The organism is Pseudoduganella buxea (genome assembly GCF_009720835.1).
Classification (GTDB): Bacteria; Pseudomonadota; Gammaproteobacteria; order Burkholderiales; family Burkholderiaceae_D; genus Rugamonas; species Rugamonas buxea.
In genome coordinates this window covers 1-1,137 of record NZ_WNKZ01000220.1, presented here as the reverse complement: position 1 = coordinate 1,137, position 1,137 = coordinate 1, and the positions used below count along the sequence as shown (strand labels likewise).

The following is a 1,137-nucleotide window of genomic DNA, read 5'->3' as shown; positions in this document are numbered from 1 at the left end:
TTTCTGTTTTGGCGTGATACCGCCGAGCGCCATATTGGGTCGGTCGTGATTGTAGGTCCACAACCAGTTGGCGGCAAATTCCTGGATTTCGTCGAGCGTCTCAAACAGGTGATGAGCGAGCCAGTCATAGCGAACGGTCCTGTTGTAACGCTCGACATAAGCATTCTGCTGGGGCTGGCCGGGCTGGATGAAATCGATGCGGATACCGTGCCTGGCAGCCCAGGCCAGCGTCACCGCGCTGATGTATTCGGGGCCGTTATCACATCGGATGGCATTCGGTTTGCCGCGCCATTCGATAATCCGGTCGAGCGATCGGATTACGCGCTCGGACGGTAGCGAGAAGTCGACTTCGATCCCCAGGCCTTCGCGGTTGTAGTCGTCGATGACGTTGAACAGCCGGATGCTGCGTCCATCGGCAAGCTGGTCATGCATGAAGTCCATCGACCAGCTTTGGTTGATCGCGGTTGGCACCGCGAGCGGCAGCGGCTTCTCGCGCACCAGGCGATGGCGCGGCTTGATCCGCAGGTTCAGCTCGAGTTCGCGGTAAATCCTGTAGACGCGCTTGTGGTTCCATTTGAAGCCCTTCACGTTGCGCAGGTACAGGAAGCACAATCCAAAACCCCAATTGCGCTGGTTGTTCGTTAGCCGTACCAGCCAGTCGGCGATGAGGTCGTTTTCCGCGTCCAGCTTGGCCTTGTAGCGGTAGCAGGTCTGGCTGATGCCAAATGCCTGGCATGCCAATCCGATCGTGGCTGACCGCTGCGTTACGGCCCACTGCGCCATCTCCCGCCGCTGAGATGGCGCTACCACTTTTTTGTCAGTGCCTCCGCGACGATCTCTGCCTTGAGCCGCTCCTCGGCATACATCTTCTTCAGGCGCCGGTTCTCGTCCTCGAGTTCCTTCATACGTGCCATCAGCGATGCATCCATCCCGCCGTACTTGGCACGCCACTTGTAGAACGTGGCATTGCTGATGCCGTGTTCGCGGCACAGCTCCGGAACCGGACTGCCGGCTTCGGCTTGTTTCAGGATGGCGATGATCTGGCTGTCGGTAAAGCGGGACGTCTTCATGTAGAGCTTTCTGTTCTTAAGTAGAAAATTCTACTTCTAACGACGCTCTTTTTGTGGGGGGATTACC

1 protein-coding gene is annotated in these 1,137 nt (G+C 57.7%); it reads right to left on the bottom strand.

Going from position 1 to position 1,137, the window contains the following annotated elements; genetic code table 11:
* Positions 1 to 1,070, bottom strand: a protein-coding gene (locus GM672_RS27685) for an IS3 family transposase (protein ID WP_155473693.1) whose coding sequence is annotated in 2 segments (ribosomal slippage) — positions 1 to 818 and positions 818 to 1,070 — 1,071 coding nt annotated over the 2 segments. Because the reading frame shifts where the segments join, the coding sequence is not laid out codon by codon here. This gene is flagged as partial in the annotation.
* Between the last annotated feature and the right edge of the window lie 67 nt (positions 1,071 to 1,137).